Here is a 7,166-nt window from a genome sequence, read left to right on the forward strand (position 1 = left end):
CTCCGAATACCATTGCTCCGAATACCATTGCTCCGAATACCATTGCTCCGAATACTCTCCGGATACTATTGCTCCGAATACTATTCCTGAGCAAGCTCTGGGCAAGACGCTCCAGTTTGCGAGATGTGTCAGAACAAGTGCCATGCACCTCAGTATAAATGCCCCCCATCCAAATTGACTGCTTCCCATCACCCCACAAGGCGTTACAGCAGCGTAGCCAAGACAGCGGTGCAGCCATGCAAGCGGACTCTAGATACGACTCATCAAAGCAACGCAGCCGATTGGCAGGGATGTAATGCAGATTTTACCGCAAGAGATAAAAACGAAGACCGCTTCCTCAGCAGAAAGCGGTCTGAACGTTGGGTTCTCTGCGGGTGATCCTGGGCGGTGTAGCCTTTGTGCGATCGCACGAGCCGCAGTAGCAAACGGGTCGGAAGCAAGGCCTGGAACGATCGAGCGCCACAGGCCTCTACTCAAGATCCGCACTAGGGGTGGAACAGCAGATCCGGGAAGAAGCGGTTGAACTCAATCAGAATGCCAGCCGTGATGAACATCCAGATCGTTGCCAGCACGGGGGCTGTCGAGAGGTACTTCAAGAAATACTGCATGAACAATGCTCCGAAACGTGAGAGACGTTAGCTTGAGAGACCGTTGAAATGAAAACCTGGTTGAAATCCTGTAAAAACGCGAAATGCGCGGGCCACACCAAGGTGAGAGCGCCTAGCGAGGGGACACCGTGATTTCGTTGTCGGGAGCAGTCAGCTTACCTGTGGTAAACTCCTGCACCGCAGCCAGCGGCCACAGCAGCCCGGTCGTCATGAATTTCACAGCGCGGGGCACGTCGATGATGATTTCAGCCATTTCAGGCTCTTTGTCGCCACGCACGGAAATCACGTAGGCGCGACCGACCCAGCCAATCCACCCGGCAATATAGAGGAACAAAATGCTAGGAATGAGAAACTCGCCCGCATGGGAGAGGCTGCCGTCTACGATTAGATGGGGCAGGCCGTCTTCGCCGCACAGGACAGAGGAATAGGACTGGAATCGGGCTTTGGCTTGGGCAGTGACAGCCTTAGCAGCACGCGCCTGAAACGCTGGCGAATCGGCGCAGGGAGTCAGGTTATAGGCGGAGGCGGGGGCTGCAAACCCTCCCCACAAGGAAACCGCCAATACGAGGGCAAATAGCTGAGCAAACAACTTGCGCATGGAATTGCTTCCCTTGTTACAAAATGCAACGACTTATTACAAACAATTAAGATGCTTTTAGAACAGCATTCACGCTTTGGAGCGATCATACTCCGCAAGCGAAGCGTGACCACGTTAAGCTTTTAGAAAATTGACAAGCGCTCAAGGAAAATCGCTGGCAATTGCCAGAAGCCTTGATAGGATTAGCTCTTGACGACTTTTGATATTAGCTTGAAGCGGGTACAGGCGCTACAAAAGTTCAAAGAACTCTACATTTGGGGTTGGGCGGGAAGTTGAGTATTTGAGTTAGGAACCAAGCTTGAGATGCCAACGGTTTTAGCGTTAGAGACAAGTTGTGATGAAACGGCTGTGGCGGTGGTGCGCGATCGCCACCTGTTAAGCAATGTGGTGTCGTCGCAAATCCAGGTTCACCAGCAGTATGGCGGCGTGGTGCCGGAGGTGGCATCGCGGCAGCACTTGGAGGCAATGAACTGGGCGATCGCCCAGGCGTTGACCGATAGCGGGCTGGGCTGGGCAGAGATTGACGGCGTGGCGGCGACCTGTGCGCCGGGGCTAGTGGGGGCGCTGTTGGTGGGGCTGACGGCTGCTAAAACGCTGGCCATGCTGCACCATAAGCCATTTCTCGGTGTGCATCATCTGGAGGGCCATATCTACGCTTCCTATCTCAGCGAACCAGAGCTAGAGCCGCCGTTTCTCTGTCTGCTGGTGTCGGGTGGGCACACGAGCCTGATTTATGTCAAAGGTTGCGGCCAGTATGAAATGCTGGGCGAAACCCGCGACGATGCCGCCGGAGAAGCCTTTGACAAGGTAGCGCGGCTGATGGGGCTGGGCTATCCGGGCGGCCCCGTGATCGACCGTCTGGCAAAAGACGGCAATCCGATGGCGTTTGCGCTGCCAGACGGCAAAATTTCTCTGCCAGAGGGCGGCTATCATCCCTACGATTCCAGCTTTAGCGGCCTAAAGACGGCGATGCTGCGGCTGACCCAAAGTTTGCAGGAATCGTCTGAACCGCTGCCTGTGGCTGACCTGGCTGCCAGCTTTCAAGACACGGTGGCGCGATCGCTCACCAAACGGGCGATCGCCTGCGCCAAAGATTATGGACTGGGGGCGATCGCCGTTGGCGGGGGTGTGGCGGCCAACAGTGGCCTGCGGTTCCGCCTCCAGGAGGCCGCCGAGCGCGAAAATCTGCGCGTCCTGTTTCCGCCGCTCAAGTTTTGCACCGACAACGCCGCCATGATCGCCTGCGCCGCTGCCGACCACCTGAAGCACGGGCACACCTCGCCGCTGACGCTGGGCGTACAGTCTCGCTTGCCGCTGTCGCAGGTGATGTCGCTCTATCCGTCGGGGTGCTATCCGTCGGGGTGCGATTAGTCAGGATGTAATCTGTCGGGGTACGATCTGTCAGAGGGAGGAGTGGTGTCTGGGTCTGGCAGCAAGTAGCCTGCTGCAACCGCCTGGTGGATTAAAGCCTCCACAACCGGCCAGAGTGCGGGAGCGCCCTGCTTCACAGGCTGCATTCGCCCCAAGACGCGATCGCGCGTGATGCCATGTTGCTTCCAGGTGCCGCCCTCGGTTTGCAGGTTGTGCAAAAACGGCTGGAGGCGATCGAGCGCGTGGGCAAACTGGGCATCTCCTGTCTTCGCTGCTTCAAATTCTTCCCAGCAGGTGCGGAGGGGTTGCCCCAAGTCGGGCGGTAGTAGCCCAAACAGGCGGTTGGCGGCGGCCTGTTCCCGCTCAGCTTTGTCCTGGTTAGCCTGTCTGTCAAACGCGAAGGTGTCGCCTGCGTCGATTTCTACCAGGTCGTGCAGCAGCACCATTTGCACCACCCGCGACAGGTCGATGGGGGCGGGCGCGTATTCTGCCAGGGCGATCGCCATCAGGGCCAGATGCCACGAGTGTTCAGCACTGTTTTCTCGGCGCGAGGCATCGGTCAGCAAGGTCTGGCGCAGCACGCCTTTCAACTTGTCGATTTCTAGAACAAACTGGATCTGCTGGGCGAGACGAGTCGGCGCAAGGTCAAAATCAAAACCCGAAAATTCCATCGTGAAGCAGCAAAAGCGAGTCCATCTCTCACCCTAGCACTTGCTCCCGCCTGCTAAACCTAAGAACGCGGCGCATACATCATCACGCAAACGCCCAACAGCACAATGGCGCTGCCCAGCCAGTCCAGTCGATCGGGCGCAAGACCATCGACCTGCCATCCCCACAGCAGCGACAGCACAATGAACACGCCGCCATAGGCCGCATAGGCCCGTCCAAAATTCGCAGGCTGCTGCGTCGCTACAAAGCCATACACTGTCAGCAGCACCGTGCCCACCAAAATCAGCACCGATGGCCTGCCTTCGCGCACCGCCAGCCAAACCAGATAGCCGCCGCCAATTTCGCACAGCCCCGACAGAATGAAAAAACCTAGAGATTGCAGCACGGCCTACTCCACTGCTTCCAGTTGGCGAATCAGCATTTGGGTAAACTGATAGCCTTCTCGATTGCCCTGCTGCTGGAAGAGGTCTAGCGCTCGTTGGAGGTCGTCTAGTCCGGCCTGGCGATCGCCCTGCTCAAACCGCAGCAGCCCACGATTGCCGTAGGCTTCAGCAAAATTGGGATTTAGGGCGATCGCCTGATTATAATCACTCAGTGCCCCACGCCAATCTCCCAGCGCCGTCCGCACCTTGCCCCGGTTGTAATGCAAGTCTGCGTTTTGGGCATTGAGCGCAATAGCCTGGTCAAAGTCTTGCAGGGCATTTTGAAGATTACCTAACATCAGGTGAGCCACAGCGCGATCGCCATAGGCCTGGGCATGGGTCGGGTCGAGCGCGATCGCCCGACTCAGATCCGTAATTGCGCCCTGCGGATTGCCGACATCGATTTGGGCTTCACCGCGACTGTAAATCGCTCTGACGTTTTCTGGCTCTAGCCGAAGGGCTTGCTCAAAATCGGCGATCGCCTGGTCAAAGTTGCCAACATCGTGGTGTGCCTGTCCGCGATGCAGATAAGCAGCCGTGAAGGTCGGATCTTGCCGGAGCGCCAGGGTAAAAGCGGCGATCGCCTCTCGGAAATTGCCGCGATCTGCCGCTTGCTGTCCCTGATGCAGCAGATCCTCGGCACGGGCTTCAGCCACATGAGCTTCTGCAACGCTGAGCGATCGCCGAGCCAAGGCAGCACTTGGCGCAGCCATGATCCAGAGGCTCAGCCCCAGAGAGGAAACTAGGCTCAGGGCGTTGACCATAGACAAACCTCCGCTTCTCTGAGGGTGTGCAGTGGGTGTGCAGTTCTTTATCAAGCCACAGCTTTTATCAAGCCACAGCAGATCAAGCTACAGCAGCCCCAGCGAGTGCAGCGGGCCGTGACCGCTGATTAGCTCCACCAGCAGCGCCAGGAAGCCCAGCATTGCCAGTCGCCCGTTCCACACCTCCGCCGCCGTCGTCATGCCCCACTCCCAGCGCTCCGGCGGGTAGATCTTGGTGGTTTCGGCGGGGCGGGCGATCTGATCCAGGGTCAGGTTGGGCGAATTCAGCGCGTCCACCACCATCTCAGCCAGGTCGTTGATGAAGACCGGATGGGTGTTGAGCGCAGGCACTCGCTGAAAATTGTGAATCCCAGCCTCTTCAGCAATCTCGCGGTATTCGATGTCAATTTCTTGCAGCGTTTCGATGTGTTCCGACACAAAGCTGATGGGCACGACCAGGAGATGCTGAACGCTCTGAGCAGCGAGTTCGGCGATCGCATCTTCGGTGTAGGGCCGCAGCCACTCCACCGGGCCCACGCGGCTCTGATAAGCCAGCGTATGGTCATTGGGACGATTCAGCGTCCGCAGGATTAGCTCCGTGCATTCCTCAATTTCGCGCTGGTAGGGGTCGCCCGCCTCTTCGACATAGCTCAGCGGCACGCCGTGGGCGCTAAAGAAGATGTGAACCGCGTCAGGATTCTCAAACTGATCCAACTGCTGGGCAATTAGATCCGCCATTGCCCGCAGGTAGCCGGGGCGCTTGTACCAGGAGGTGATTACCGTGTGGTCGATCCGTTGCAGCGCGGGATCTTCTGACCAAATTTTTTCTAGCAGGCGGAAGGAGGAACCACTGGTGCTGATGGAAAACTGCGGGTAAAGCGGCAAAATCACCAGCCGATCGACCCCATCGCGCTTGATGCGGGCGATCGCCTCTTCAGTAAACGGATACCAGTAGCGCATCCCGATGTAGACCTGCGCCTCCTGCCCCTTTTGCTGAAGCGCGGCTTGCAGCGCCTGCCCCTGCTCTTCAGTAATGCGCCGCAGCGGAGAGCCACCGCCGATCTGACGATAATTTTCCTGAGACTTGCGGGTGCGGCTGTTGGCGATTAGCCAGGCCAGCGGCTTTTGCAACCAGGGAAACGGCAGCCGAATAATCTCCGGGTCGGAAAACAAGTTATAGAGGAACGGGCGCACATCCTCTAGCTGATCTGGCCCTCCCAGGTTTAGTAGCAAAACCCCAACACGACCCATAGTGACTACGGCTTTCCTTGGCTTTAATATTTGTTACTGATTTTAACAACGATTCAACCTGAGAGACTTTCTCAACTACATCGAACCCCAAAAGCTTAAACTTTCGTAATCTTTGTAATGATTTTGTCTGTCCAAGCCGCAACCATCGTCCGACGCAAATCCCAGCTTGGGAATACACGGTATATAAGAAACTTAGCGGCTAATGCCCCCAGCGTCCAACCGATTTTGGATTTTAGATTGGCGATTTCGGATTGGCGATTGTAGAACCACCGTACCAGCACTGCACCCCGGCTCTTCAACCCAAAATCCAAAACCCAAAATCCAAAACTCAAAATCCTCCACTCCCTGACTTCCCCATGCCCAGCCTCGACGATCGCATCCTGCAAACCAACCAGCGCCTCAGGGCAGCACGACTAGGGCTACAAATCGAGCGGCGGGGAGAAAAGCTGAGCCTGCGGGGGACGCTGCCGCCGCGACCGGGCAGCCATCGGCTGAATCCGCACCAGCAGCGTATCAGCCTGAACCTGCCCGCCACCGCAGACGGACTGAAGCAGGCGGAAACCGAAGCCAAGATTATCGCCGCACAGCTTTTGCAAAACAGTTTTGATTGGCACAATTACTTGCCCGTCAAGGGCGGCGGGCGACTGAGCCAGATGGATTTGCCCGAAAAGCTGGCGGCGTTTCAGCAGGACTTTTGGACGCGGCAGGAAGGTGCGGCGAACCCCGCTTCGGTGCGGACGACCTGGGAAAAAGCCTATGCGCCGTATTTGAAAAAATTGGAGGCGATCGCCCAGACCCGCCCAAACCTCAGCCTCGCCGAAGCCATCTACGCCACGGTGCAAGCCACCCAGCCCAACACCCGCAGCCGCCAGATCTGCTGCACCGCCCTTGGTGCGCTCGCCGAGTTTCTGCACATCGACCTGCCCATCGACCTGAAAACCTACTGGGGCAACTACGGCAACAGCAAAACCCAACTGCGCCAACTCCCCACCGAAGCCGACATCCTCGCCGCCTACGAAAAAATCCCCAATCCTGCGTGGCGCTTTGTGTTTGGCATTATGGCGACCTACGGCTTGCGAAACCATGAGGTGTTTTTTTGTGATTACGACGCGCTGCGAACGGGCGACCCCAGCGGCGTGATTGAGGTGCTAGGCCAGACGAAGACAGGCGAACACCAGGTCTGGCCGTTTCCAGTGGAATGGGTGGATCGGTTCAGCCTGCGCGAGGTGATGCTGCCGCCAATCGCCACCGATCTCCGCCAGACAACGCTCCAGCGCATTGGGCAGCAGGTCGCCACCCAGTTTCGCCGCTATGACCTGCCCTTTTCGCCCTACGACCTGCGCCACGCCTGGGCCGTGCGAACTATCCATGTGGGGCTACCCGATACCGTTGCTGCTCGCATGATGGGCCACTCCGTCGCCGTTCATACGCGCACCTATCACCGCTGGATTACTCGGCGCGATCAGCAGATGGCGGTGGAGGC

The 7,166-nt window shown here is 57.7% G+C and carries 8 protein-coding genes; 2 read left to right on the top strand and 6 right to left on the bottom strand.

Going from position 1 to position 7,166, the window contains the following annotated elements; genetic code table 11:
* Window positions 1-485: 485 nt before the first annotated feature.
* Both psaJ and IGS51_RS14085 read right to left on the bottom strand, forming a co-directional pair.
* Window positions 486-608 carry a photosystem I reaction center subunit IX gene (psaJ, locus tag IGS51_RS14080; protein WP_068509544.1) on the bottom strand — a complete coding sequence of 41 codons (123 nt, stop codon included), beginning with the start codon at window positions 606-608 and terminating at the stop codon, window positions 486-488.
* A gap of 112 nt (window positions 609-720) precedes the next feature.
* Window positions 721-1,206: a Photosystem I reaction center subunit III gene (locus IGS51_RS14085; protein WP_068509541.1), complete on the bottom strand. Its 486-nt coding sequence runs from the start codon at window positions 1,204-1,206 to the stop codon at window positions 721-723.
* Window positions 1,207-1,509: 303 nt separating this feature from the next.
* Between IGS51_RS14085 and tsaD the strand changes: the two genes are divergently transcribed.
* Complete coding sequence (gene tsaD, locus IGS51_RS14090) at window positions 1,510-2,577, top strand: tRNA (adenosine(37)-N6)-threonylcarbamoyltransferase complex transferase subunit TsaD (protein ID WP_297079099.1); 1,068 nt, start codon at window positions 1,510-1,512, stop codon at window positions 2,575-2,577.
* Here tsaD and IGS51_RS14095 read toward each other — a convergent pair.
* The 4 genes from IGS51_RS14095 to hemH all read right to left on the bottom strand — a co-directional run bounded on the left by IGS51_RS14095 (window position 2,574) and on the right by hemH (window position 5,683).
* Window positions 2,574-3,248, bottom strand: coding sequence for an HD family hydrolase (locus IGS51_RS14095; RefSeq protein WP_297079101.1), 675 nt, complete (start codon window positions 3,246-3,248; stop codon window positions 2,574-2,576). The two genes, tsaD and IGS51_RS14095, sit on opposite strands and share 4 nt — an antisense overlap.
* A gap of 59 nt (window positions 3,249-3,307) precedes the next feature.
* A complete protein-coding gene (locus tag IGS51_RS14100) occupies window positions 3,308-3,631 on the bottom strand; it encodes a YnfA family protein (protein ID WP_068509534.1) in 324 nt (107 codons plus the stop codon).
* A 3-nt stretch (window positions 3,632-3,634) separates the two neighbouring features.
* Window positions 3,635-4,432 (bottom strand): tetratricopeptide repeat protein, encoded by a 798-nt coding sequence (locus tag IGS51_RS14105; protein ID WP_297079104.1) that lies wholly within the window; start codon window positions 4,430-4,432, stop codon window positions 3,635-3,637.
* 87 nt (window positions 4,433-4,519) lie between these two features.
* Window positions 4,520-5,683 carry a ferrochelatase gene (gene hemH / locus IGS51_RS14110; RefSeq protein ID WP_297079105.1) on the bottom strand — a complete coding sequence of 388 codons (1,164 nt, stop codon included), beginning with the start codon at window positions 5,681-5,683 and terminating at the stop codon, window positions 4,520-4,522.
* A gap of 356 nt (window positions 5,684-6,039) precedes the next feature.
* Between hemH and IGS51_RS14115 the strand changes: the two genes are divergently transcribed.
* Window positions 6,040-7,166 (top strand): site-specific integrase (locus IGS51_RS14115; RefSeq protein WP_297079107.1); only part of this gene is annotated, 1,127 nt, incomplete at its 3' end.

The sequence above is a fragment of the Thermoleptolyngbya sp. M55_K2018_002 genome (assembly GCF_015295965.1).
GTDB lineage: Bacteria > Cyanobacteriota > Cyanobacteriia > Elainellales > Elainellaceae > Thermoleptolyngbya > Thermoleptolyngbya sichuanensis.